The sequence below is a fragment of the Lacisediminihabitans sp. H27-G8 genome (genome assembly GCF_046156175.1).
In the GTDB taxonomy this organism is placed as follows: domain Bacteria; phylum Actinomycetota; class Actinomycetes; order Actinomycetales; family Microbacteriaceae; genus Lacisediminihabitans.
Window position 1 is genome coordinate 502,805 of sequence record NZ_JAYLVL010000003.1, and the last position, 23,565, is coordinate 526,369.

At 66.2% G+C, this 23,565-nt stretch carries 26 protein-coding genes; 12 read left to right on the plus strand and 14 right to left on the minus strand.

What is annotated here, in order from left to right; genetic code table 11:
• Positions 1 to 136 precede the first annotated feature (136 nt).
• Positions 137 to 631 (plus strand): hypothetical protein, encoded by a 495-nt coding sequence (locus VLI63_RS11705; protein WP_409157015.1) that lies wholly within the window; start codon positions 137 to 139, stop codon positions 629 to 631.
• A gap of 455 nt (positions 632 to 1,086) precedes the next feature.
• Here the strand turns inward: VLI63_RS11705 and ychF are convergent, their stop codons facing one another.
• From ychF to VLI63_RS11720, 3 genes are read right to left on the minus strand one after another with little or no spacing between them, the layout of a single operon-like run.
• A complete protein-coding gene (ychF, locus tag VLI63_RS11710; RefSeq protein ID WP_409157016.1) occupies positions 1,087 to 2,157 on the minus strand; it encodes a redox-regulated ATPase YchF in 1,071 nt (356 codons plus the stop codon).
• 22 nt (positions 2,158 to 2,179) lie between these two features.
• The gene (locus VLI63_RS11715) at positions 2,180 to 2,920 is read right to left on the minus strand and encodes a class I SAM-dependent methyltransferase (RefSeq protein WP_409157017.1); all 741 of its coding nucleotides are present in this window, start codon (positions 2,918 to 2,920) and stop codon (positions 2,180 to 2,182) included.
• Positions 2,921 to 2,929: 9 nt separating this feature from the next.
• A complete protein-coding gene (locus VLI63_RS11720) occupies positions 2,930 to 3,322 on the minus strand; it encodes an SseB family protein (RefSeq protein ID WP_409157018.1) in 393 nt (130 codons plus the stop codon).
• A 137-nt stretch (positions 3,323 to 3,459) separates the two neighbouring features.
• On the opposite strand from VLI63_RS11720, the gene VLI63_RS11725 reads away from it, so the two are divergent.
• Positions 3,460 to 4,062, plus strand: coding sequence for a 3'-5' exonuclease (locus VLI63_RS11725; RefSeq protein ID WP_409157019.1), 603 nt, complete (start codon positions 3,460 to 3,462; stop codon positions 4,060 to 4,062).
• A 47-nt stretch (positions 4,063 to 4,109) separates the two neighbouring features.
• The gene (locus tag VLI63_RS11730) at positions 4,110 to 5,441 is read left to right on the plus strand and encodes a DNA recombination protein RmuC (RefSeq protein WP_409157020.1); all 1,332 of its coding nucleotides are present in this window, start codon (positions 4,110 to 4,112) and stop codon (positions 5,439 to 5,441) included.
• A gap of 7 nt (positions 5,442 to 5,448) precedes the next feature.
• On the opposite strand, the gene glpX is transcribed toward VLI63_RS11730, so the two are convergent.
• Positions 5,449 to 6,381, minus strand: a complete 933-nt coding sequence (gene glpX / locus VLI63_RS11735; protein WP_409157245.1) for a class II fructose-bisphosphatase — start codon at positions 6,379 to 6,381, stop codon at positions 5,449 to 5,451.
• A gap of 172 nt (positions 6,382 to 6,553) precedes the next feature.
• Here glpX and fbaA point away from each other — a divergent pair, with 172 nt between their 5' ends.
• Positions 6,554 to 7,585, plus strand: a complete 1,032-nt coding sequence (gene fbaA / locus VLI63_RS11740) for a class II fructose-bisphosphate aldolase (protein ID WP_409157246.1) — start codon at positions 6,554 to 6,556, stop codon at positions 7,583 to 7,585.
• A 15-nt stretch (positions 7,586 to 7,600) separates the two neighbouring features.
• Here the strand turns inward: fbaA and VLI63_RS11745 are convergent, their stop codons facing one another.
• Both VLI63_RS11745 and VLI63_RS11750 read right to left on the minus strand, forming a co-directional pair.
• On the minus strand, positions 7,601 to 8,203 hold the full coding sequence (locus VLI63_RS11745; RefSeq protein WP_409157021.1) for a DUF6264 family protein: 603 nt from the start codon (positions 8,201 to 8,203) through the stop codon (positions 7,601 to 7,603).
• Positions 8,200 to 9,252 (minus strand): 4-hydroxy-3-methylbut-2-enyl diphosphate reductase, encoded by a 1,053-nt coding sequence (locus VLI63_RS11750; RefSeq protein ID WP_409157247.1) that lies wholly within the window; start codon positions 9,250 to 9,252, stop codon positions 8,200 to 8,202. Before VLI63_RS11750 ends, VLI63_RS11745 begins: the two co-directional genes overlap by 4 nt.
• Before the next feature lie 89 nt (positions 9,253 to 9,341).
• Between VLI63_RS11750 and xseA the strand changes: the two genes are divergently transcribed.
• From xseA to VLI63_RS11775, 5 genes are read left to right on the plus strand one after another with little or no spacing between them, the layout of a single operon-like run.
• Positions 9,342 to 10,580: an exodeoxyribonuclease VII large subunit gene (gene xseA / locus VLI63_RS11755; RefSeq protein ID WP_409157022.1), complete on the plus strand. Its 1,239-nt coding sequence runs from the start codon at positions 9,342 to 9,344 to the stop codon at positions 10,578 to 10,580.
• Positions 10,581 to 10,589: 9 nt separating this feature from the next.
• Positions 10,590 to 10,853: an exodeoxyribonuclease VII small subunit gene (locus tag VLI63_RS11760; RefSeq protein ID WP_409157023.1), complete on the plus strand. Its 264-nt coding sequence runs from the start codon at positions 10,590 to 10,592 to the stop codon at positions 10,851 to 10,853.
• 4 nt (positions 10,854 to 10,857) lie between these two features.
• Positions 10,858 to 11,505 (plus strand): DUF4245 domain-containing protein, encoded by a 648-nt coding sequence (locus VLI63_RS11765; protein WP_409157024.1) that lies wholly within the window; start codon positions 10,858 to 10,860, stop codon positions 11,503 to 11,505.
• Positions 11,502 to 12,143: a carbonic anhydrase gene (locus VLI63_RS11770; protein WP_409157025.1), complete on the plus strand. Its 642-nt coding sequence runs from the start codon at positions 11,502 to 11,504 to the stop codon at positions 12,141 to 12,143. The genes VLI63_RS11765 and VLI63_RS11770 overlap by 4 nt, the downstream gene beginning before the upstream one ends.
• 45 nt (positions 12,144 to 12,188) lie before the next feature.
• Positions 12,189 to 13,592 carry a class II fumarate hydratase gene (locus VLI63_RS11775; protein ID WP_409157026.1) on the plus strand — a complete coding sequence of 468 codons (1,404 nt, stop codon included), beginning with the start codon at positions 12,189 to 12,191 and terminating at the stop codon, positions 13,590 to 13,592.
• A gap of 30 nt (positions 13,593 to 13,622) precedes the next feature.
• On the opposite strand, the gene VLI63_RS11780 is transcribed toward VLI63_RS11775, so the two are convergent.
• From VLI63_RS11780 to VLI63_RS11795, 4 genes are all read right to left on the minus strand, one after another.
• Complete coding sequence (locus VLI63_RS11780) at positions 13,623 to 14,399, minus strand: hypothetical protein (RefSeq protein ID WP_409157027.1); 777 nt, start codon at positions 14,397 to 14,399, stop codon at positions 13,623 to 13,625.
• 64 nt (positions 14,400 to 14,463) lie between these two features.
• Positions 14,464 to 15,828 carry a PhoH family protein gene (locus VLI63_RS11785; protein WP_185201368.1) on the minus strand — a complete coding sequence of 455 codons (1,365 nt, stop codon included), beginning with the start codon at positions 15,826 to 15,828 and terminating at the stop codon, positions 14,464 to 14,466.
• A 208-nt stretch (positions 15,829 to 16,036) separates the two neighbouring features.
• Complete coding sequence (locus tag VLI63_RS11790; protein ID WP_409157028.1) at positions 16,037 to 17,158, minus strand: aminotransferase class V-fold PLP-dependent enzyme; 1,122 nt, start codon at positions 17,156 to 17,158, stop codon at positions 16,037 to 16,039.
• A 9-nt stretch (positions 17,159 to 17,167) separates the two neighbouring features.
• Entirely contained in the window at positions 17,168 to 17,953 is a 786-nt protein-coding gene (locus tag VLI63_RS11795) for an isoprenyl transferase (RefSeq protein ID WP_354575697.1), read from the minus strand.
• 73 nt (positions 17,954 to 18,026) lie between these two features.
• Here VLI63_RS11795 and trhA point away from each other — a divergent pair, with 73 nt between their 5' ends.
• Positions 18,027 to 18,785, plus strand: a complete 759-nt coding sequence (gene trhA, locus VLI63_RS11800) for a PAQR family membrane homeostasis protein TrhA (protein WP_409157029.1) — start codon at positions 18,027 to 18,029, stop codon at positions 18,783 to 18,785.
• A gap of 49 nt (positions 18,786 to 18,834) precedes the next feature.
• On the opposite strand, the gene VLI63_RS11805 is transcribed toward trhA, so the two are convergent.
• Together VLI63_RS11805 and mca are read right to left on the minus strand one after the other, a co-directional pair.
• The gene (locus tag VLI63_RS11805) at positions 18,835 to 19,086 is read right to left on the minus strand and encodes a hypothetical protein (RefSeq protein WP_409157030.1); all 252 of its coding nucleotides are present in this window, start codon (positions 19,084 to 19,086) and stop codon (positions 18,835 to 18,837) included.
• Complete coding sequence (gene mca / locus VLI63_RS11810) at positions 19,083 to 19,958, minus strand: mycothiol conjugate amidase Mca (protein WP_409157031.1); 876 nt, start codon at positions 19,956 to 19,958, stop codon at positions 19,083 to 19,085. The genes VLI63_RS11805 and mca overlap by 4 nt, the downstream gene beginning before the upstream one ends.
• A 95-nt stretch (positions 19,959 to 20,053) precedes the next feature.
• Between mca and VLI63_RS11815 the strand changes: the two genes are divergently transcribed.
• Both VLI63_RS11815 and greA read left to right on the plus strand, forming a co-directional pair.
• Entirely contained in the window at positions 20,054 to 20,500 is a 447-nt protein-coding gene (locus VLI63_RS11815) for a DUF4307 domain-containing protein (protein ID WP_409157032.1), read from the plus strand.
• Positions 20,501 to 20,567: 67 nt separating this feature from the next.
• On the plus strand, positions 20,568 to 21,059 hold the full coding sequence (gene greA / locus VLI63_RS11820) for a transcription elongation factor GreA (RefSeq protein WP_409157033.1): 492 nt from the start codon (positions 20,568 to 20,570) through the stop codon (positions 21,057 to 21,059).
• Between the two features lie 58 nt (positions 21,060 to 21,117).
• Here the strand turns inward: greA and ilvA are convergent, their stop codons facing one another.
• Positions 21,118 to 22,356 (minus strand): threonine ammonia-lyase, encoded by a 1,239-nt coding sequence (ilvA, locus tag VLI63_RS11825; protein WP_409157034.1) that lies wholly within the window; start codon positions 22,354 to 22,356, stop codon positions 21,118 to 21,120.
• Positions 22,349 to 23,524: an AI-2E family transporter gene (locus VLI63_RS11830; protein WP_409157035.1), complete on the minus strand. Its 1,176-nt coding sequence runs from the start codon at positions 23,522 to 23,524 to the stop codon at positions 22,349 to 22,351. Before VLI63_RS11830 ends, ilvA begins: the two co-directional genes overlap by 8 nt.
• Between the last annotated feature and the right edge of the window lie 41 nt (positions 23,525 to 23,565).

Below are 23,565 nucleotides of genomic sequence, written 5' to 3' on the forward strand. Positions count from 1 at the left end.
CCTCAGCTTTACTGCGTTTCTAGTGTGCCTCCTCGTGACGGGGTGTTCGTCGGCCACAGGCAATTCGGGGACACCCCCGAGCTCGGATGCTTCTCCGGCACCGACTTCGACGCCCGGGACGTCGGACCGATTGATCGTGATGCTCGACGGAGTGACCTACGTGCACGACGGCGCACAGAGCGAAGTCACGTTCGAGAACAGCAAAAGTCTGCTTGCGCTCTTCACGAAGGTCGCCGGCGAAGGCCCGAAAGTGGCCAAAGTCGAGGACCTGCCCGGTTACAGCTTCAATCTGACCTCGTACGAGTGGACCGGCGTGAAAATCATTGCCGGCGAGGGTACGGCGAGGATCTCGATCACCGGCGCGGCCCTCAATGGGATACCCGTACAGACCGACACGGGCATCTCTGTCGGGTCGAGCCGAGCGGACGTGGTCGCAGACGATGGGAAGGACGTCTTTGATTCAAACAGCGACGGCGTCGCAGACCAGCTCGCACTGGGCTCGCGAGTAGAGCCGGGAACGAACTCCCTGAGTCACCCGGGCTCCCCTGGAACGAGCTTCATTCTGTTAGTTATGAACGAGAACACGGTTCAGCAGATCCAGAGCCCATCGGACGATTTCAGTGACCTCTAGGCCCGACCGTCGCTAGTTGTTGGATCTAAACTCCACCACGTCTTGCTCGTTCAACAGAAGGATGGGCAAGGCAGGGCCGCAACCAGCAAGAAATTTGTGAGGACGAAAAACAGGCTAGCGAGCACGCCAGCTGTTATAGCGATCCAAGACGCCTGTTGAGCGTGCATTAAACGCAATCCGCAAATGAACGCGCTAGCAAGCCATATCGAGGCCTGAACACTGATCAGAATTGGCGGGGCCCAATAGTGAACCTCGCCCATTAGGTCAGACCAATTTAGCCCTACGAGTGCGACAGAGATGGTCGCGAGCAGACCGACTCCGAGAAGTGTCAACGTGACGGCTATATCAGCGGAGCGACTGAAGGCGTCAGTCTCAGAAGTCTCTAGTTCAGGCCCGATCACGTCCCTACATTGACAGATATCGACCGTGGCAGGGCAACTGCTGCCCCCAGAGGTCTAACTATGGCGGAACTCCACCACGTCGCCATCCTGCATCACGTATTCCTTGCCCTCGATGCGGGCCTTGCCCTTGGCGCGAGCCTCGGCGATCGAACCGGTGTCCACCAGATCCTGGAAGCCGATGACCTCCGCCTTGATGAAGCCCTTCTCGAAGTCGGTGTGGATGACACCGGCAGCCTGCGGGGCCTTGGCACCCTTGGGGATGGTCCAGGCCCGGGCCTCTTTCGGACCGGCCGTGAGATACGTCTGCAGACCGAGGGTGTCGAAGCCGACGCGGGCGAGCTGGGTGAGCCCGCTCTCCTCCTGACCGGTGGAGGCGAGGAGCTCCGCAGCATCCGCCGGCTCGAGGTCGATCAGCTCGGATTCGAGCTTCGCATCGAGGAAGATCGCCTTGGCTGGAGCCACCAGGGCCGCGAGTTTCGCGAGCGCCGCGGCATCCTGCAGCACATCTTCGTCCACGTTGAACACGTAGATGAACGGCTTGGTGGTGAGCAGGCCGAGCTCCTGGATAAGCGAAAGGTCGATGCTGGACGACGAGAGCGGCTTTCCTGAGTCGAGAAAGGCCTGCGCCTCGATCGCGGCTGCGAGCACCGCGGGCTCGGTGCGCTTGGTCTTGACTTCCTTCTCGTACCGGGGAACCGCCTTTTCGAGCGTCTGCAGATCGGCAAGGATGAGCTCGGTGTTGATGGTCTCCATGTCGGAAGCCGCGTCGACCTTGCCGTCCACGTGCACGACATCCGGGTCGGCGAACCCGCGGATGACCTGCGCGATGGCATCCGCCTCGCGGATGTTGGCGAGGAACTTGTTGCCGAGGCCCTCACCGACGGAGGCACCCTTGACGATGCCGGCGATGTCGACGAAGGAGACGGGGGCCGCGAGGATGCGCTCGCTGCCGAACAGCTCGGCGAGCGCGTCGAGCCGCGGATCCGGCAGGGTCACGACGCCCACGTTGGGCTCGATGGTGGCGAAGGGGTAGTTCGCCGCCAACACCTGATTCTTGGTGAGTGCGTTGAACAGGGTGGACTTGCCGACATTGGGCAGTCCGACGATTGCGATAGTGAGAGCCACGAGGCTCAATGGTACCGGTGCGTCATCCCAGCATCGCGCGGAAGCAGTGCGTGCGGTACGGCAGCTCGAAGGTCCCCCTGCCCGCGAGGGCGGGATCGGATGCCGCGAGCTCGCGCACCGCGGCGAGCACCGCCGCGCGCGCCTCGTCCGTTGCCGTGATGATGTAGCTGCGGGAGGCGACCAGGTTCACGAGGGACTCCACCCCGATGGTGTTCCCCCACTCGAACTGGGCCTCCTCCAGCGCGCCGAAGGGCTCCCCGACCGAGATGGCACCCGCGATGAAACGCTCCGCGTCGCTGGACCCCATGATGCCGCTGAGCCGATTCACCCAGGCCACCGACTCATCCCGGATGTTCCACACGAGCCCCAGCGTGCCGCCCGGTCGCAGCACGCGCGCGATCTCGACGGTCGCCGCCGGTCGGTCGACCCAGTGCCAGGATTGCGCGACCGTCACGGCATCCACGCAATCATCCGGGAGGGGGATCGCCTCGGCCGTGCCTGCGAGCGCCTGTACCGTGGGGAGCGATTCGACAAGCTTCTGCCGCATCAGCGGATCGGGTTCGACGGCGATCGTGGCGAAGCCGCGCCGCACGAGAGACCGCGTGAATTTGCCCGTGCCCGCCCCGATGTCGAGCACCGTTCGGGCGTGCGCCGGCACGAGCCAGTCGACCGCCGCATCCGGATAGCCGGGGCGGGCGCTGTCGTACGCCCCCGCCTCCCGGCCGAAGGAGCGGGCTTGCTCCGCGGTGCGGTTCTCGTCCATCGGTCGAGGCTAGTCCCGGCGGCTGCGGAGTTCCGCCAGAAACAGGCCGATCCCTTCCGGCAGCAGCTCGAAGCCGATCGAACGGCTCGGATTGACGACGATTCCCGCACCGGGCGGGATCGATGCGAGGAGGGAGCGACCGACGATCGAGACCCCGAAAGCGGCGAGACGCCCGAATTCGGCGATCTGGTCGTCGTGGGTGAACACGGCGAGCATCGAGACTCCGCCGATGTCGAACAGCACCGGCTGCAACTGGTCGAGGTTGTCGACGATCTCGGTCGCGCTCGGCACGATCACCGGGCTCACCGCGAGCGACTCGAGCACCTCGGCAGTGGTCGCGCGCCCCGATTGGGCGAGCACGATAGTGCGCTCGAGATCGGTGGGTTCGCGCACGTCGGGCATTCGTTCATCCTAGGCAGCACAGTTCGTCCCTGACGGCGAAGTTCGTCCCTGACAGCGCAGCGATGCCGGCCCCCAGTCGTGCGGATCGCCGCCGTCGCTCCCGGGGCGTGGTCGGAGGAGCGTGAGACGATGCGACCATGCCTCTTGACTTCACCGCGATCGACTTCGAGACCGCCAATTCCTCGAACGCCTCGGCCTGCTCGGTGGGACTGGTCAAGGTGCGCGACGGCCTGGTCGTCGACCGGGTGGCCTGGTTCATCCGCCCTCCGGCCGGGTTCGACCACTTCAACGAGTGGAACACCCGCATCCACGGCATCATGGCGCCGGATGTCGAGGAGGCCAAGCTCTGGAGCGAGCAATTGGCCGACCTCGTGGCCTTCGCCGACGACGACTTCCTCGTCGCCCACAACGCCGGCTTCGATATGGGAGTCATCTCGGGGGCGTGCCGGGCCAGCTTCGTCGACATCCCCGACTTCCGCTACCTCTGCAGCCTCCAGGTCGCGCGCAAGACCTACACCCTCGACTCCTACCGGCTGCCGATAGCCGCAATGGCTGCAGGCTTCGAGGACTTCGCCCACCACGATGCCCTCGCCGACTCCGAGGCCTGCGCCGCGATCATCGTGCATGCCGCGAATCGGCATGACGCGTCATCGATCGAAGAGCTCGCCCGCATCACCGGGTGCCGCATCGGTGCGATCGGGGCGCGCGCGGCGGATTCGACCCCCATGTTCCGGGCCTGACACCGCGGCACCCGGCCATTGTCGGGGCCGGCTGACAGACTTGCCGCATGGATCCCATCGCAGCCCTCATCATCGGCCTGGTCGTCGGAATCGTGCTCGGCGTGGTCATCGGGCTGCTGTTGGCACGCACCCGCACAGCGAATGTTCCGGTCGGCGTCGATCCCGCACTCCTCGCCTCCCAGCACGAACTCGCCCTCGGGGCCGTGCGGGCGGAGGAGGCGACCAGGAGGTCGCAGCTCGGCTCCGAACTCGCCGCGATCCAGGCCACAGCGGTTGCGCTCAAGGAGCAGGTCGCCGCGCAGCAGGAGCAGTATCGCGAGCTGGTGGACCGCCAGCGTCGGGATCAGGCCGCCGAGGCAGAACGGCAGCAGCGGGAGAGCACGGTGCTCCAGGCCCTGACCCCGGTGCAGGAGTCCCTGCGCAGCATGCAGCTGAAGGTGACAGAGCTCGAGACCCAGCGCAGCCTTCAGCACGGCCAGTTGACGCAGCAGCTCCGCAACGCCACCGAATCGGAGGAGCGCCTGCGCAGCACTGCGGAGTCCCTGGCCTCCGCACTGCGCAACAACGCCACCCGCGGAGTGTGGGGAGAGACCCAACTGCGCAACGTGGTGCAGGCGGCCGGCCTCATCGAGCGGGTCGACTTCGATGTGCAGTCGAGCATCTCGTCGGATGCCGGATCAGGCCGACCGGACATGGTCATCCATCTGCCAGGGGGGAAGAACATCGCCGTGGATGCGAAGGTGCCGTTCACCGCCTACCTCGAGGCGAGCCAGATCGCCGTCACCGCGACGGGCGAGGAGGGGGCGCGGCGCGAGGCCTTCATCAAGCAGCATGTCCGGGCGGTGCGGGCGCACATCGACACCCTGGGCAGCAAGGCCTACTGGGCCGGGCTCGAAGCCTCCCCCGAGCTCGTGATCGCGTTCATCCCGAGCGAATCCCTCGTGGCATCCGCCATGGAAGCGGACCCCGGGATCATGGATTACGCCTTCTCGAAGCGCGTCGCCCTCTCCTCCCCCGTCACCCTCTGGTCGGTGCTGAAGACCGTGGCCTTCAGCTGGCAGCAGGATGTCGTGACGCAGGAGGCGAAGATGCTCTTCGAGACCAGTCGCGAGCTCTACGGGCGCCTCGCGACCCTCGCGGGCCACATCGAGAAGCTCGGGCGGTCGATCGAGAGCACCGTGAAGAACTACAACGGGTTCGTCGGTTCGCTCGAACGCCAGGTACTGCCGTCCGCGCGCAAGCTCAACGTGCTCGACGAGTCGAAGGTGTTGGGAACCCACGCCGAGATCGAGGAACTGCCCCGCGATCTGACCGCGTTCGAGCTCGTCGCCGAGCTAGAGATCGTCAGTGCGCTCGAGGCGGGGCCGACCACCGACTGAAGCTGCGTTACAGCCACTTCTCCGCGAGGTGGTCGGCGACCACGCGACGGATCGTGCCCGAGCGGCCACGAAGCACGATGCTCTCGGTGCGGATGATCGGGCCCTTCTTGCGCACGCCGCCGACGAGCTGGCCATCGGTGACGCCAGTCGCGACGAAGTAGGTGTTGTCGCTGGTGACGAGATCGTCGATCTCGAGGATGCGTTCCAGATCATGCCCGGCATCGATCGCCTTCTGACGCTCATCATCGTTCTGCGGGGCGAGCCTGGCCTGGATGAATCCGCCGAGTCCCTTCAGTGCACAGGCGGTGATGATCCCCTCCGGGGTGCCGCCGCGGCCGACGCACATATCGATGCGGGCGTCGTAGCGTGCGGCATTGATGCCACCGGCGACATCCCCGTCGAGCAGGAGTCGCGTGCCGGCACCGGACTCGCGGATGTCCTCGATGAGCTGCGCGTGACGCGGTCGGTCGAGCACCGCGACCACGAGATCCGCGACATCCTTGTTCATCGCCTTCGCGAGCGCGCGGATGTTCTCACCGATCGGTTTGCGGAGGTCGACGACCCCGTGCCCCTCGTGACCGGTGACGATCTTGTCCATGTAGAAGACAGCGGAGGGGTCGTACATGCTTCCGCGGTCTGCGACGGCGATCATCGACAGCGCATTCTGCCGGCCGGCTGCCGTGAGGGAGGTACCGTCGATCGGGTCGACCGCGATGTCGCAGGCCTGCCCCCGGCCGGTGCCGACATGCTCGCCGTTGTACAGCATCGGCGCGTCGTCCTTCTCGCCCTCGCCGATCACGACGAGTCCATCGAAGTCGACGGTGCCGAGGAACTTGCGCATGGCATCGACCGCGGCGCCGTCGGCGGCATTCTTGTCGCCTCGCCCGATGAACGGCACGGCTCTGATCGCGGCTGCTTCGGTCGCTCTGACCAGCTCCATTCCCAGGTTGCGGTCGGGGTGCAGGAAGATCGATCCGGTGTCAGTGTTCACCCGTCAAGGCTACCGAGCGGCGGTGATCGCCGTTGCGCGAAGTAGTCGAAAGATCACAGGTTCTTTAGTTCAATAGACTCAGGGTCACACCAGACCCACACGCACCGCGCGCACGAAGGAGATCTCCATGCCCATCGCGACCCCCGAACAGTACGCCGACATGCTCGACCGGGCGAAAGCCGGCGGCTTCGCCTACCCGGCGATCAACGCCTCGTCGTCCTCGACGATCAACGGCATCCTCCAGGGACTCACCGAGGCCGGCTCCGACGGCATCATCCAGGTCACCACGGGTGGCGCGGACTTCTTCGCCGGCCAGAGCGTGAAGGCCCGCGCATCCGGGGCTCTCGCCTTCGCGGCCTTCGTCACCGAGGTGGCAAAGAACTACCCGATCACGGTCGCGCTCCACACCGACCACTGCCCCACGAACGCGCTCGACGACTTCCTCCTGCCGCTGATCACCGCCTCCGAGGCCGAGGTCGCTGCCGGTCGCGGTCCGATCTTCCAGTCCCACATGTGGGATGGATCGGCCGTGCCGCTCGACGAGAACCTGCGGGTCGCCCAGCAGATCCTGCCGCGCATGAAGGCGATCAACTCGATCCTCGAGGTGGAGATCGGGGTCGTCGGCGGCGAGGAAGACGGCGTCAGCCACGACATCAACGAGCACCTGTACACGACACTGGATGACGCGATCGCGACGGTCGAGGCACTCGGCCTCGGCGAGCAGGGCCGCTACATCGCCGCCCTGACCTTCGGCAACGTGCATGGCGTCTACAAGCCCGGCAACGTGAAGCTGCGCCCCGAGCTGCTCGGCGAGATCCAGGCCGGCATCCAGTCGAAGTACGGCACGGGAGCCAAGCCTCTCGACCTCGTCTTCCACGGCGGATCCGGCTCGACCGACGACGAGATCGCCCTCGCCGTGGCGAACGGCGTCATCAAGATGAACATCGACACCGACACCCAGTACGCCTACAGCCGCTCGGTCGCCGACACCGTGCTGAAGAACTACGACGGATTCCTCAAGGTCGACGGTGAGGTCGGAAACAAGAAGGTCTACGACCCGCGCTCCTGGGGCAAGCTCGCGGAGTCCGCCCTCGCCGCGCGTGTGGTCGAGGCGACGAAGCAGCTGGGATCGGCCGGCCACTCGAAGGGCTAGTCGCGTCCTTTCGCGTTACTTGCCCGCGCGATTCATGTAGGCGATGAATACCGGGTCGGACTGCAGCAGGATCACGACGAACACGAGCGCCACGACGGTTGCGGTGACCCCACCGGCGATCGGTACCCAGAATGCGACGCGTCCGCGACGCAGCATCCAAGTGGTGACGAGCACCGTGAACACGAACAACCCGAGCGTGATGACGTTGAGGGTCTCTCCGAGGTTCGCGGTGAGCTCGGTCGGCACGTACTGGCCGATGTTCTGGGTGATGAAGAACTGGGTGACGATCGTGGCAAGGGTGTCTTTGGTGAGCAGCTGCGCAATCACGTTGATCGTGGCGTAGCCGAGCAGCACGGCGGTGAGGATGATGTCCCAGCGACGCGGACGTTGGCCCGCCGCGGGCGCCGTGCCGGGGACGCGAGTCGAGGCATCCGGAGGCTGCGGCGCGCCCGCGGCGGTCGAATGGCCGTCAGCGGGGGGAACCAGCAGAGGAGACACCGCGGGCAGGGAATCGGCGATGATCTTCGCCTGCTCCTGAGGGGTCGCGTATTCGCCGTATTGCGGCCGCGGACGACGCTCGCCGTATTTCGGCAGCTCCGCCCCGGGCTGCTCGGTCACTTCTGCTGCCAATCGAGCTGGCGGATGCGGCCTCCGAGCCCCCGCGCGTCATCCTGGCCGTTCGCGTCCTTGCGCAGCTCCTTGGGCAGCGAGAACATGAGGTCCTCCTCCGCGGTGACGACCTGGCTCACCGAGCCGTAGCCCGCATCGGCAAGATCGTCGAGCACTTCCTGCACCAGCACTTCTGGCACGGATGCCCCGGAGGTCACGCCGACGGTCGTGACACCATCGAGCCACTCCTGCTGGATCTCGCTCGCGTAGTCCACGCGGTAGGCGGCCTTCGCGCCGTTCTCGAGCGCGACATCCACGAGTCTCACGGTGTTGGAGCTGTTGGCGGAGCCGACCACGATCACGAGTTCGGCCGATTCGGCGACCTTCTTGATCGCGACCTGGCGGTTCTGCGTGGCGTAGCAGATGTCATCGCTCGGCGGATTGTGCAACCGGGGGAAGCGCTCTCGCAGCAGGCGGACGGTCTCCATCGTCTCGTCGACGCTCAGGGTGGTCTGGCTGAGCCAGACGAGGTTGTCCGGGTCCGCGACCTCGAGGGTCGCGACATCCGCGGGGCTGTTCACCAGGGTCGTGCGTTCCGGGGCGTGACCCATGGTGCCCTCGACCTCCTCATGCCCGGCATGGCCGATCAGCAGGATGTGGAAGTCGTCGCGGGCGAAACGCACGGCCTCGCGATGCACCTTGGTCACCAGGGGGCAGGTGGCGTCGATCGCCTCGAGATTGCGCTCGGCCGCTGCCGCGACGACGGCGGGGGAAACGCCGTGGGCGGAGAAGACGATGTGTGCCCCCTCCGGCACCTCGTCGACCTCGTCGACGAAGATCGCGCCCTGCTTCTCGAGGGTGGAGACCACGTGGATGTTGTGCACGATCTGTTTGCGCACGTAGACCGGCGACCCGTAATGCTCGAGCGCTTTCTCCACGGCGATGACCGCCCGGTCCACTCCTGCACAGTAGCCGCGAGGTGCCGCGAGCAGCACCCGCTTCTCTCCCGTGACAGGGATGTCCCGTAGCCTGTTGCGTACCGCGGGAACGCGCGGCATATTCAGGCTGACGGCCTCGCCGTTGGTAATGGTGCTCACCCTTCAGATTCTACGTGGGGTGCGCTGGCGAGGTACTGGGAGGGCTGCTCGTGACTATCGATCCGGGGCCATCCACCGTGGACTCCCCGTGGCCGGTCGCCCTGCTCTCCGCGAAGATCAAGGGCTGGATCGATCGACTCGGAGCCGTCTGGGTCGAAGGTGAGATCACCCAATGGGGGATCTCGGGCGGCAACGTCTACGGCAAACTCAAAGACCTCGATGCCGACGCGACCGTGGGATTCACCGTCTGGTCGTCGGTGAAGGCGAAGCTGCCGACCGACCTGAAGCAGGGCGACCGGGTGGTGACCCTGGTCAAACCGAACTACTGGGTCAAGGGCGGCTCGCTGACCATGCAGGTGTTCGAGATGCGCCATGTCGGCCTCGGCGACCTGCTCGAGCGCCTCGAGCGCCTCCGCCAGGCGCTGCGCGCCGAGGGGCTCTTCGACCTCGATCGCAAGAGGCCGCTTCCCTTCCTTCCCGGCTGCATCGGGCTGATCACCGGCAAGGATTCGGATGCCGAGAAGGATGTCTTGCGCAATGCCCAGTTGCGCTGGCCTGCTGTCGAGTTCCGCGTGGTGCACACCGCGGTCCAGGGCGATCGTGCTCCCGCCGAGGTCACGGCGGCCTTGCGCACACTGGATGCGGATCCCGATGTCGACGTGATCATCGTGGCGCGCGGGGGAGGCGACTTCCAGAATCTGCTCGTCTTCAGCGACGAGACCCTCGTGCGCACCGCCGCTGCCTGCGTCACGCCCATTGTCAGTGCGATCGGGCACGAGGCCGACCGCCCCCTGCTCGACGACGTCGCCGACCTGCGGGCATCCACCCCCACGGACGCGGCGAAGCGCGTCGTGCCGGACGTCGCGGACGAACTTGCTCGAGTCCAGCAGGCTCGCGCCCGCATCGGCAACCGCATGACCTCGCAAGTGCGCACGGAGATCGACCGTCTCGAACAGCTGAGGTCGCGACCGGTGCTGACCGCATCCTCCTGGATCGTCGACTCCCGCGCCGAAGAACTCGGTCGCTATATCGGCCGGAGCGCCGAACTCATCGAACGACAGCTCGAGCGCTCCCACAGCGCCGTGCTCGACCTGCGCTCCCAGCTGCGGGCGCTCTCCCCCCAGCGCACTCTCGACCGGGGATACGCCATCGCCCAGCTCCCCGGAGGTGCGGTGCTGAGGAGCTCTGCGGATGCCGTTCCCGGCACTCCCCTCCTTCTCACCCTCGCCCACGGCTCGGCTTCCGCAACCGTCACTCCCCCACCGGATGCTCCCGGCGAGGCCGGTTAGAATCGTCCCGTGGCATCCACCCCCTCCACTTCCCCCGCTTCCGCGTCACCCGCTTCCGGCGGGGTGGCAGAGCTGTCGTATGAACAGGCACGCGACGAGCTGATCCGGGTGGTGAACGAACTCGAACAGGGTTCATCGACCCTCGAGCAGTCGCTCGCCCTATGGGAGCGCGGCGAAGCACTCGCCCGCCGCTGCGAAGAGTGGCTCATCGGCGCGAAGGCGCGGCTGGACGCCGCCCGCTCGGCACAGCTGCCTGATTCCACCAAGGGCTGACCCGATGGCCGCCGAAAGGAATCGCCCTCCCCGCATCGTCGCGGAGCTCGGTCGACCGGAGACCCCGGAGGAGACCGCCGCCCGCAAGGCGGAGAATTCGCGAAAACACCGCGCGAACCAGACCCTGCGCAACTTGGTTCTCGCCCTTCTGGCCTCCCTTGCCGTCGTGTTCGTGCTCGTGCTCGTCGTTGTGCGACCAGACGGCGTACCGCGCGCGGCGGTCGACTACCGGGCCGATGCCGCCGCCTCCGAACCACAAGCCGGACAGGTGCTCGCCGCCCCTCCACTGCCCGCCGGGTGGAGCGCGAACGACGATGGGCTCACGACCGGCTCCGATTCGGTGCTCGCCTGGAAGGTCGGGTTCATCACCCCGACCGACCAGTACATCGGCCTCGTGCAGGGCATCGACGCCAATCCCACCTGGGTGGCGAACGAGCTCGCGAACGTGCGGTCCACGGGCTCGACCTCCCTCGCTGGCCATGACTGGACCGTGTACGACCGGCGCACCGACCAGGATCCGGGAAACTACGCCTATTCGCTCAGCACGGTGATCGGGTCGAGCAGCCTCGTACTGCACGGCACCGCACCCACGACGGAATTCACCACCCTCGCCACGGCGGTCGCCGCCCAACTCGACGAAGGAACACGATGAACAGCGCCGATCAGCCCCGCACCCCCACACAGGCCTGGGCCGAGATGACGCGCGGAAACACCCGTTTCGTCGAAGGCGAGCCGAGTCATCCGCGTCAGGACGTGGAGCGTCGCGAGCAACTACTCGGCGCGCAGACCCCCCACGCCGCCCTCTTCGGCTGCAGTGACTCGCGGCTCGCCGCAGAGATCATCTTCGACAAGGGTCTCGGGGACCTGTTCGTGGTGCGAAACGCCGGCCAGATCATCTCCAATTCGGTGGTCGGCTCCCTCGAATACGCCGTGGCCGTGCTGCATGTCCCCCTGATCGTGGTGCTCGGGCACGACGAGTGCGGTGCCGTGCGGGCCGCGATCGACTCGCAGGCACCGGATGCTGCCCCCCTGCCCCCGCACATCCACCAGCTGGTCGAGAAGATCTTCCCCGCCGTCAAGCGGGTCGCGGCCGGCAGCGAGGATCCTTCCGCCACCCCCGATTCGACCGAGGTGGGGCGAGAGCACCTGCGCGACACCGTCGCCGAGCTCCTGCACACCTCCGAGTTGATCAGCGACGCGATCGCCGCCGGTACGCTGGCTATCGTCGGTGCGAACTACCGACTGCTCGAAGGCATGGCCGTACCCGACATCATCGTCGGCGCCGTCTAGGGCCCACCGACCACCCGCACACCGAAGCAAGGGACGCACAACGCCGTGACTGAATCCGAGTACCGCATCGAGCACGACACGATGGGCGAAGTCCGCGTGCCGGTATCGGCCCTCTACGGAGCCCAGACGCAGCGCGCGGTCGAGAACTTCCCCATCTCCGGAAGCGGACTCGAGCCGGCACAGATCGTGGCACTCGCTCGAATCAAGCGTGCCGCCGCGATCGTCAACCTCGAACTCGGCATCCTCGAGGCGCCGGTCTCGCAGGCCGTGGTGCTCGCCGCGGATGAGCTGATCGCCGGCCGTCATCACGACCAGTTTCCGGTCGACACCTACCAGACGGGCAGCGGCACCTCGTCGAACATGAACATCAACGAGGTGCTCGCCACTCTCGCCACGAAGTTCGCGGGAGCCCCGGTGCACCCCAACGACCATGTGAACGCCTCACAGTCCTCCAACGACGTCTTCCCGACCTCCGTTCACGTCGCGGTGACTGGCGCGCTTCTCGGCGACCTCGTGCCCTCCCTCGATCACCTCGCCATCGCGCTCGAGGCTAAGGCGGAGCTGTGGAAGACCGTGGTCAAGTCCGGTCGCACCCACCTGATGGATGCCACCCCGGTGACGCTGGGCCAGGAGTTCGCCGGCTACGCGGCGCAGGTGCGCTACGGAATCGAGCGGGTGCAATCGACGATCGTTCGCGTGGCCGAGGTCCCCCTCGGCGGTACCGCTGTCGGCACGGGCATCAACACGCCGGCCGGCTTCTCGCAGAAGGTCATCGCCCTGCTCGCTGCCGATTCCGGTCTTCCGCTCACTGAGGCGCGCGACCACTTCGAGGCGCAGGGTGCCCGGGATGGCCTCGTCGAGGCATCCGGAGCCCTTCGGGTGATCGCCGTGAGCCTCACCAAGATCTGCAACGACCTGCGCTGGATGGGCTCCGGCCCGAACACCGGACTCGGCGAGCTCAACATCCCCGACCTCCAGCCCGGTTCATCGATCATGCCGGGCAAGGTGAACCCGGTGATTCCGGAGGCCGTGCTGATGGTGGCCGCCCGGGTCATCGGCAACGATGGGACGATCGCCTGGGCCGGGGCGTCGGGATCCTTCGAGCTCAACGTCGCCATCCCGGTGATGGGCACCGCACTGCTCGAGTCCATCCGCCTGCTCGCCAACTCCAGTGTCGCCCTCGCCGACAAGACCGTCGCCGGTCTCGTCGCCAACGTGGAACACGCCAGGGCACTCGCCGAGTCCTCCCCGTCCATCGTCACCCCCCTCAACCGGGTTATCGGCTACGAGGCCGCCGCCAAGGTCGCGAAGAACGCAGTCGCCAAGTCGATCACGGTGCGTGAATCGGTGATCGACCTCGGCTTCGTCGAGCGTGGCGAGGTCTCGTTGGAGCTTCTCGACAGCGCCCTCGATGTGCTCTCGATGACTCGCCCACCCACGCGGTCCTGAGTTGTCAGGGTCGAGCGATCCCGGAGCCAGCTACGGGGTGTCGGCCTTCGAAATCGACGTGCCTTCGAGGTTCAGCACCGCGCGCTTTCCGACCGGGGCACCGAGATCGATCGGAATGAGCACCGAAGAGGACTTGTTCCCCGCCGCTTTGGGATCGCAGGGTGCGGCGAGCGCCTTGGCGTCGAGCGATTCGCCTACCGGACGGCCGTAGTAGACCGCAAGGGCGATGGACGTGCCCGATTCGACAACGAGCACCTGCTGCGGAGTGCAACGGCTGTCGGCCCGCACCTGCACCACGATGTCCGCCGTGTCGAGGGCGGTGAGCCCGACGGCTGGGTAGGCACCGACGTATCCATCGGTGGCACTCGCATGCGGCCGCGCATACGTGTCGAGCCCGAAGAGATAAGCAGGGCTCCGGTTCTTGGCGTTCACGGCCTGGTAGCGCAGCGCGGGAACCCGGGTGAGCCCGGTCGGAGCGGTGTTCACCGGCACGAATACCCGGTTCACCACGGTCGGGTCCGGAGTGCCCCAGAGCAGACGCACGGGATCCGTGATGGTGCGCACGTTCACCTGCGTGCTCGGATCGAATAGGCCGACTGCCACTGACGCTCCCCCGATGGCGAGAGCCGCGAGAGCGATGCCGGCAGCGAGACGATGGATACCGATGATCACCGGTCCGGGCTCGCCACCGGTCAGTTCCCGATGGCTCCAGCCGGTGAGAGCTCGCCATTGCGAACGCGGGGCCACGAATCCCCAGAGAGTGAGAATCGTGAGCCCGCCGAGCACGACGACGAGAGGCAGGTTCACCCTTAGAGCCTAAGCTGTCTACCCCGCGTCGTCGTGCCCGCCGCTGTGAATCGCGGCCCCCTGATCAGGCCAATTCGTTCGATTCGAGCATCTCGGTGACGAGGGCCGCGATCGCGGACCGCTCCGACCTCGTGAGGGTGATGTGCCCGAACAGGGAGTGTCCCTTGAGCGTCTCGATCACCGAGGCGACGCCGTCGTGCCGGCCGACCCGGAGGTTGTCGCGCTGGGCGACATCGTGGGTGAGCACGACACGCGAGTTCTGGCCGATGCGGCTGAGGACTGTGAGAAGCACGTTGCGTTCGAGGGACTGCGCCTCGTCCACGATCACGAACGCATCATGCAGGGAGCGACCTCGGATGTGGGTGAGCGGCAGCACCTCAAGCATGCCGCGCTCCACGACCTCGTCCAGAACATTCTGGGAGACGACGGAGCCGAGCGTGTCGAAGACCGCCTGGGCCCAGGGATTCATCTTCTCCGAGGCATCGCCGGGCAGGAAGCCGAGCTCCTGGCCGCCGACCGCGTACAGCGGCCGGAACACCATGATCTTCTTGTGCTGCTGCTTCTCGAGCACCGCCTCGAGCCCGGCGCAGAGCGCGAGGGCCGATTTCCCGGTACCCGCCCGCCCGCCGAGGGAGACGATCCCGATCTCCGGGTCGAGGAGCATGTCGATGGCGAGGCGCTGTTCGGCCGACCGGCCGTGCAGGCCGAAGATGTCGCGATCCCCTCTCACGAGTCGCATCTCCCCTCGCGCGGTGACGCGACCGAGCGCCGATCCCCGATCGGAGTGGATGACGAGGCCCGTGTTGATCGGAGTGTCCCCGATCTGCCGGGTGGTGAGCTTCTCGGTGTCGTAGAGCTTCGCCATCTGGTCGGACCCCAGGGTGACGTCTTCCATGCCGGTCCAGCCCGAGTCGACGGCCAGTTCCGCGCGGTACTCCTCCGCGGCAAGCCCGATCGACGCTGCCTTCACGCGCAGCGGAAGATCCTTCGAGACGACCGTGACATCCAGTCCGTCGTTCGAGAGGTTGAGCGCGACCGCGAGAATGCGCGAGTCGTTGTCGTTGAGCTGCAGGCCGGACGGGAGCACCGACATGTTCGAGTGATTGAGCTCGACGCGAAGCGAGCCGCCGTCGCCAACCGCGATGGGAAAGTCGAGGCGTTCGTGCTGCACGCGCAGCTCATCGAGATTGCGCAGGGCCTGGCGCGCGAAGTACCCGATCTCCGGGTCGTTGCGCTTTCCTTCGAGCTCCGAGATCACGACCACCGGAAGCACCACCGCGTGTTCAGAGAAGCGGAAGATGGCCTTCGGATCGGACAGCAACACCGAAGTGTCGAGCACATAGGTGCGCTCGGCTTGCTTGGCGCTGGTGCCTGTCGCTCCATCACTCTGAGAACGGCGTGCGGGGCTGGTCTTGTCGAAAGCGGCCACGTGAGCTCCATCCCCGGATGCTTATCAGCATCCGGAACTAGTCCTCGTGACGGCCACCACACGTTTCGAGACGAACTTGCGTGGCCGTCTCGATCAGGCGCCATACCTGATAGCTCGTACGCTACGTGCGCCGCCTGCGGCTTTCCCGAGCGACACGCCCGGCGCCGTGTTACGCGAAGATTAACGTTTGACGAACCGCTGGACCCCGTCAGACGGTGATGGCCGAGGCATAGCTGGTGAAGGCCCCGCGCAGCGCGTCGAAGCTGTCTTCATCGGTCGACACGTGGGGGCTCAGGCGCACCGTGCCGCCCCGCACGGTCACGGTGATTCCATGGTTGAAGAGGGACGCCGTGAGCATGGTGAGGTGGTCTGCGGCCGGTTCGAGAATGACGATCCCCGCCCGCTCGTTCTCGGCCCGGGAGGATGCCACCGGCACCGCGTACTCGTCGGCGAGGTCGATGACGCGGGATACCTTCTGTGCCAGGTGGGCGCTGATCGCCGATACTCCGACCGACCCGATCTCCTCCAGCGCCGCGGCGAAGCGAGCCTGGTCGATCGGGCTCGGATTGCTGATGCTGTAGGCACTCGCTCCCTCTGCGGGCGGGAGGACGCCGTCGAGGGGGAGGTCCGGCGAATCCGTGGCGCTGAAGCCGCTGAAGACCGGGGTGAGCCTGTCAAGGGCCCGATCGCTCAGCGCGAGGAAGCCGGTGCCCCATCCCGCCCGCGCCCATTTCTGTCCGCCGCTGGCGATCACATCCGCCACTCCGTAGGGGGCGTCGACCACGCCGAATCCCTGCATCGCGTCCACGATGAGCAGGCGATCGCCGATCACCTGGCGAATCCCCTCGATGTCCGCGAGATAGCCGGTGCGAAAGTCGACGAGGCTCACGGCGACGGCGACGATGCTCGGGGTGAGCCTGTCGCGGATCACGCCGGGGGTCACCGGACCGCCGGCGGTGTCGAGCCAGTGCGGCGCGAGCACCGAGAGAGAATCGGCCGCGCGCACCGCGGCGAAGGGGAGGGACGGGAATTCCGCCCCCGAGAGCAGCACTCCCCCGGTGATACCGAACATCGCGTGCATCAGGCCGGAGCTGGTGTTGGGCTGGAAGACGACCTGGTCGGAGGCGAAACCGATCAGCTGCCCGACCGCCTCGCGCACGCGCCGGTCCTGCTCCTCGAGGCTCGCCAGGCTGCCGAAACGTGACCGCCGCAGCAGCTCGACCTGCGCCTGCTCTTCTTCGATTGCGGCGCGACCCAGGGGCCCGACCGAGGCGAAATTGAAGTAGCCGGTCTCTTCGGTGAATCCGGAGATGAAGTCATCGATGGTCATCGGGTATCACTAACTGCCGAAGCGGCGCTGGCGTCGGGCGTAATCACGGAGGGCCCGCAGGAAGTCGACCTCGCGCAGGTCCGGGCCGAGCGCCTCGACGAAATAGAACTCGCTGTGGGCGCTCTGCCAGAGCATGAAGTCGCTGAGGCGCTGTTCCCCCGAGGTGCGGATGACGAGGTCCGGATCGGGCTGGCCACCGGTATAGAGGTGGTCACCGATGAGCTCCGGCGTGAGGATCTCCGCGAGGGCATCGAGGGTGCCGCCCTCCTCTTCGTGCTGGGTCACGATGCTGCGCATGGCATCGGCGATCTCCCGTCGACCGCCATAGCCGACCGCGAGATTGATATGCATCCCGGTGTTCGAGGCGGTGCGGGCCTCGGCATTCTTCAGCGCCTCGATGAGGTGCTGCGGCAAGCCGTCCACGGATCCCACGTGCTGCACCCTCCAGTCGCGGAAGTGCGAGAGGTCTTCGGCGAGGTCCGCGATGATCTGGAGCAGCTCATCCAGTTCGGCGGTGGTCCGTCCGGTGAGATTGTCGGTCGACAGCAGGTAGAGGGTCGCGGTGGCGATTCCGAGGTCGTCACACCACACCAGGAACTCACGGAACTTCGCGGCTCCGGCACGGTGCCCGTGGGCGGCAGTCTCGAGCAGTCGTTGGCGCGCCCAGCGCCGGTTGCCATCGAGGATCATCGCGATGTGCTTCGGCCGTTCCTGGGTGGCGAGGAAGCGACGGATCCGGTTCTGGTAGAGACCGTAGAGGATGCCTCGTCCGAGGGGAACTTCCCGCTGTGCCACACCAATACGCTAGTGCACGAGCATGGGACTGCTCCCATCTCACGGGCATCGGGCGTCACTAAACTGGGGCCTCATGGCAACGGAATCGGATCAGGGACCACTCGACCCGGCGCTGGACGCCGAAGAGGACGGGCCCGACCTTCCGAACATCCCCCTCCTGGATGATGCACTCGCGTCCCGTGCCGCGCTTCTCGAGCGCAAACCCACCTGGCGCGGCTGGATCCACACGGTCACCTTCCCGGTCGCGATCGTGCTCGGCGTCGTGCTGATCGTGCTCGCCGATGGAGTGCCGGCCAAGGTGTCGAGCTCCGTCTTCGTGCTGTCGTCGCTGCTGCTCTTCGGAGTTTCCGCGCTCTATCACCGCATCAATTGGAGCGACCGCACGAAACGACTGCTCAAGCGGATGGATCACGCCAACATCTTCCTGCTGATCGCCGGGTCGTATACCCCCATCACCGTGCTGGCCCTCCCGCACGACAAATCAGTGTTGCTGCTCTGGCTGGTCTGGATCGGCGCCGGCCTCGGAATCGGATTCCGCATCTTCTGGATCGGCGCACCGCGCTGGCTCTACGTGCCGCTCTACCTGCTGCTCGCCTATGCCGCGCTCGCCTTCATCGTCGACTTCTTCCAGGCCAATGCCGTGATGATGACCCTCATCCTGCTCGGGGGTGTGTTCTACACGATCGGCGCCGTGATCTACGGGTTCAAGCGTCCGAACCCGGTGCCCGGAGTCTTCGGTTTCCACGAGATCTTCCACGCGCTCACGCTGCTGGCGTACCTCTGCCACTGGACCGCCATCTTCCTGGTGGCAACGAACCCGCCGGTCTTCTAGGAGCGGCTGGGCCAGGGGAAGATGCTGGCCCCTGAGGAGCTGGTGGCCCTCAGGAGTTGGTGGGAGGCTGCTCCGACGCGGCGGCGTCCCGCTCGGCCTCGAGCTGCTCGCGGATCTCCCCGCGGTAGCGCACGCGGCGCACCCGACGCACCATGTCGATGCAGAGGAGCACCACTGCGGCGGCCACCAGGAAGGTCGCGGCGAAGCCGACCCAGGTCGGGGTGACCGAATTCTCATTGAAATTCGGCTGGGGCGTCGGCGTCGACGCAAGCATCACGATCGCGGTGTACAAGCCGCTCATGCGCTGAGATCCTCTGCGGGAATTCCGGAGAACAGATCGGTCTCGGGCAGCGGGGAATCCACGAGCGACAGTGCCAACTGGAAGTCTTCGAAGGGCCACGCCTGTCGCTGCAGGTCGTTGGGCCAGAAGAAGAACGCGCTGTCGGGCGCGACCTGGCTGGCGTGTGCGCGCAACGCCGTGTCCCGTGCGTCGAAGAAGTCGCCGACCGGCACCTGGGTGGTGGTGAGAACGGGGCGGTCCTTCATCCGCTCCCGGAACTCCTGCATCTGGGCGAGCTGCGGTGTCTCCGGGGCGTTCACGAGCAGGAACTGGTACATCGCCTCGATGCGCGGCGCATTGAAGATGCGGTCGAAGTAGACCTTGGAGATCTGCCAGGGTGCTCCGGCATCCGGGTACCGCGATGCATCCGCGGCCGCCTCGTAGGCGTAGAGCGAGATGTCGTGCGTGCGGATGTGGTCGGGGTGCGGGTAGCCGCCAGTCTCGTCGTAGGTCACGAGCACCTGCGGCCGGAACTCGCGGATGATCTTGACGAGGGGCTCAGCCGAGATCTCGAGCGGGATGAGCGCGAAGGAGTTCGCGGGCACCGGCTCGTCGTTCTCGGGCAGACCGGAGTCCTGATAGCCGAGCCAGCGGTGTTCGAAGCCGATCGCCGCCTGGGCGTTCGCCATCTCGATCCGCCGGAGGCCGGCCATGTCACGGTTCGCCATCGCCGAGGACTCGAGGGCTTCGTTCTGGATGTCGCCGCGTTCGCCGCCCGTGCAGCTGACCACGAGCACCTCGGTGCCGATGCTGCGGTAGTGGGCATAGGTCGCTGCGCCCTTGCTCGACTCGTCGTCGGGATGGGCGTGAACGGCAAGCAGGCGCTGAGTCACCGAACTCCTTGTGTTTTGGGGAAGGCACGGGTGGGGAATACGCAGGGATGGGCGGATACCCTTGGACTACAAGAATAGGCGTGCGGGGATGTGACATGACTGCGATAGACGAGGATGCGCTCGAGGTGCGCCCTTCCGCGGTGCCCGAATCCGCTGGCCTTGCCGCCCGGTACGGGCGCACGCCCGCAAAGAAGCGCCGGGATCGCCTCATCTATCTCGTCGCCGGCGCCTTGGCGGCGATCGTCGTGATCGCCTGGGTCATCTGGGCGGGGCTCGACCAGGCCGGCAGCACCCTGGACGCGGAGGACAAGGGTTCGACCATCGTCAACGACCGCACCGTGAGCATCAGCTACCAGGTGTCCATGCCGGTCGGGCAGACGGCGAGTTGCGCCCTGCAGGTGCAGAACGAAGCCCACGGGATCGTGGGCTGGCGAATCGTGAAGGTTCCGGCCTCCACGCGGTACACCACGTCCTACACCGACACCGTTTTGAGTTCAGAGCAGGGCGTCACCGGCTTGATCTACCGGTGCTGGCTGACCTAAACTGAGCGTCACTGATCAGAGACCGGCCCCTCGGCCGGTCTCATTTGCGTTTTTTAGGGAGCACATCGTGTCTACCGAGACCACCGAGACCTGGCTGACCCAGGAAGCATTCGACCGTCGCAGCGCTGAACTCGAGCAGTTGTCGACCATCGGTCGCGTCGATATCGCCAAGAAGATCGAGGCCGCGCGGGAAGAGGGCGACCTCAAGGAGAACGGCGGCTACCACGCCGCCAAAGAAGAGCAGGGCAAGATGGAAGCCCGCATCCGGGTTCTCACCGAGCTGATCCGTCACGCCAAGGTCGGCGCGGCCCCCACGAGCAACGGAGTCGTGCAGTCCGGCACCGTGGTGAGCGCGCGAATCCTCGGCGACGAGAGCACCTTCCTGCTCGGCAGTCGCGAGATCGTCGGCGAAGACAGCGACCTCGACGTCTACAGCGAGGGAAGCCCACTCGGCGCCGCGATCCTCGGCCATTCGGTCGGCGAGACGGTGTCGTACACGGCGCCGAATGGCAAGGAGATCAGCGTGCAGATCGACAAGGTCGAGACCTACCTGCCCTAGGTCTCGATGCGCGCCGAAGACGGCGCTAGTCGACCACCACGCGATACGGGCCGAAGCGTCAGAAGTCGACGCGAGGCTCGTAGCCGGCCTCGATGAGGTGACCGAGCACCCGTTGCACGTGTTCCGGCCCCCGGGTCTCGATGCTCAGCTCGATCTCCACGTCGCTGATGAGCGCGTTACGCCCGTGCCGGGTGTGCAGCACCTCCACCACGTTGGCATTCGCTTCCGAGATCAGTTCGGCGATCCGGGCGAGTTGTCCCGGACGGTCGGGCAGCATCAGTCGCAGCTTGAGATACCGGTCGGATGCCGCGAGCCCGCGGGAGATCACGCGCTCCATCACTAGCGGGTCGATGTTGCCGCCGCTGAGGATCGCGACGGTGACCCCGGCATCCTTCACCTGGCCGGTCATGATCGCGGCGACGGCGACCGCGCCGGCCGGCTCGACCACGAGTTTCGCCCGTTCGAGAAGCACGAGCATTGCACGCGCGATGTCGTCGTCCGTCACGGTGACGATCTCGTCGACGGCATCCTTGATGATCTCGAAGTTGAGGATGCCCGGCTTGTTCACCGCGATACCGTCGGCGATGGTCGGCAGGATCTTGATGGCCGTCGAGACGCCGTTGAGGATCGACACGGGGTAGGGCGCGGCGTTCTCGGCCTGCACGCCGATGATGCGCACACTTCGACCCTGCAGCGCGAACTTCTGCTTGAGGGCGCTGGCGACTCCGGAGATGAGCCCGCCGCCGCCGATGGGCACGATCACGGTCTGGAGATCGGGAACCTGGTCGAGCATCTCGAGACCGAGAGTCCCCTGGCCGGCCACGACATCCGGGTGGTCGAACGGCGGGATGAAGACGGCTCCGGTATTGGCCGCGAATTCCGCCGCCGTGCGCAGCGCCTCGTCGACGGCGTGTCCGCGGAGCACGACCTCCGCACCGTAGTTGCGCGTGGCCTGAAGCTTCGGGAGCGCCACTCCGACCGGCATGAAGATCGTGGCCGAGATGCCGAGTTCCCTGGCCGCGAAGGCGACGCCCTGGGCATGATTGCCCGCCGAGGCAGCGACGACGCCGTGGGACTTCTCCTCATCCGTGAGCCGCGAGATGCGGTTGTAGGCGCCGCGGATCTTGTAGGAACCGGTGCGCTGCAGATTCTCGCACTTGAGGTAGACGGGAGATCCCAGCAGTTCGCCGAGGAAGCGTGAGCTCTCCATCGGGGTGATCTCCGCCACGCGGGAGACGACGGACCGCGCCGATTCGAAGTCCGCGAGGCTCGGTCCCGCGAGAGTGAGCTCAGGCATTCTTCACGGCCTGGCCGAGGGTCGGATCCGGGGGCGTACGCCACTGCCCGCTCGCCACGAAGTTGACCATCACGTTGAGGGTCGCGACCACCGGTACGGCGAAGAGGGCGCCGGGGATGCCGGCGAGGAATCCCCCGGCTGCGACGGCGAAGACCACGGCGAGGGGATGCACCTTGACCGCTGTGCCCATGATGAAGGGCTGAAGCACGTGGCCCTCGATCTGTTGCACGGCGATCACCACGGCCAGCATCAGGAGCGCCGCGAAGGGGTTGAGGTAGACCAGCGCGATGAAGATGGCGAGCACCCCGGAGAACAGTGCACCGACCACCGGGATGAAGGATCCGAGGAACACCGCGATCGTGATCGGGATCACGAGGGGGAAGCCTCCGAAGAAGAGTCCGATGATCCAGGCTCCGAGTCCGATGCCGACGGCGTCGACGAAGGCGACGAAGATCTGCACGCGAACGAAATTGGTGAGGGTGACCCATCCAGCCCTGCCGGAGCCGTCCACGGCGGGACGTGCCTTGCGCGGGAACAGGCGCACCACCCAGGCCCAGATGCCCTTCCCGTCGATCAGCATGAAGAGTGTCGCGAAGAGGGTGAGGAGCATTCCCGCCAGAACGTGGCCGGCGGTCGTGCCGAAGCTGACCGCACCGGAGACCAGCGCCTGGCTGTCCTTCTGGAGCGCGGTCCCGGCCTGCCCGAGGTAGCGGTTGATGTCGGAGTTGGTGAGATGCAGCGGCGAGGCGAGAAGGTATTGCTTGAAGTCGTCGTAGGCCTGAACGCTCTGCTTCTGCAGGTCGGGGAAGCCGCTGCGCACCTGCAGCACGACGAGCACGACGAGACCGGCGACCACGGCGATCAAGCCGATTTCCGCGAGAGCGATGGCCAGCCACTTGGGCCAGCGGTGCCGGACGAGGAAGGTGACGAGCGGCACGAGAAGTGCGGCGAGCAGGATCGCGATCATGAACGGCACGACTATTTCGCGCAGCGTGATCACCAGGTAGATGAACAGAGCGATCACGGCGGCGATCGCGAGCAGGCGCCAGGACCATGATCCGGCGATCCGGATGCCGGCCGGCAGGGTGGCCTCCGCCCGCTCTCTGGCCGTGGTCGCCTCTACCGACGCGATCAGTGCCGGGGTGCGTTTGCGGGGACCGAACGTCATCGGGTCAGTCTATGCCGGTATACATGCGTGATTTAGTATGC